Raw genomic sequence first — 906 nt, forward strand, 5'->3', positions numbered from 1 at the left:
TAGTGATCAGTCAGAGCCACAGCAGGAGTGCTGCGATGGTGACCACGGCGGTGTAGGAGGTGGCGGTCTTGTCGTAGCGGGTGGCCAGGGCGCGGAACTGTTTCAGCTGGTTGAAGCAACGTTCGACCACGTTGCGACGCTTGTAGATCTGAGCGTCGAAGACGGGCGGGCGACCGCCCTTGCTGCCCCGCCTGGCACGGCCGGCTATCTGGTCGGTGCGCTCGGGGATGGTGTGGCTGATCCCGCGCCGCCGCAGGTAGCTGCGGATGGCACGGGAACTGTATCCCTTGTCGGCCACCACGTGGTCGGGGCGCGTACGAGGCCGGCCGCGACCGAGGCGGGGAACACGGATCGCCTGCAGCACCTGCTGCAAGCGAATGCAGTCGTTGACATTCCCGCCGGTCACCAGGAGCGCCAGCGGCCGGCCGCGTCCGTCACAGACCAGGTGAATCTTGCTGGTCAACCCGCCTCGGGATCGGCCGAGGGCGTGATCGGATGGCTCGCCGACACCTGACCCCCCTTTTTCGCCCCCGCCGCGTGCTGGTGGGCTCGCACGATGGTGGAGTCCACCGCGACCAGCCAGTCGATGTCGCCGCGGGCGTCGGCCTCGGCTTGCAGGGACTGCAGCATCCGGGTGAAGGTGCCGTCCAGAGCCCAGCGGCGGAAGCGGGTGTAGATGCTCTGCCAGGACCCGTACCGGGCGGGGACGTCCCGCCAGGCCGCCCCGGAACGGATCTTCCACACGATCCCGTTCAGCACCCGGCGGTCGTCCTCCCGAGGACGGCCCATCCGCCCGGAGGGAAGAAGAAGCCGCAGCTTCTCCCACTCCTCATCGGTCAACTCGTACCGGCGAATCACGCCAAGTCATGATCCAGTACCTAGATCACATTGAAGACACGACCTAGC

Annotated in this window: 1 protein-coding gene; it reads right to left on the minus strand. The window is 67.1% G+C overall.

The genetic code is table 11. From position 1 onward, the window contains the following. Positions 1 to 10: 10 nt before the first annotated feature. A protein-coding gene (locus AAH991_RS40125) for an IS5 family transposase (protein ID WP_428834100.1) occupies positions 11 to 855 on the minus strand; the annotation gives its coding sequence in 2 pieces (ribosomal slippage) (positions 11 to 519 and positions 519 to 855; 846 coding nt in all). Positions 856 to 906: the final 51 nt, after the last annotated feature.

Source organism: Microbispora sp. ZYX-F-249 (assembly GCF_039649665.1).
Taxonomy (GTDB): Bacteria; Actinomycetota; Actinomycetes; order Streptosporangiales; family Streptosporangiaceae; genus Microbispora; species Microbispora maris.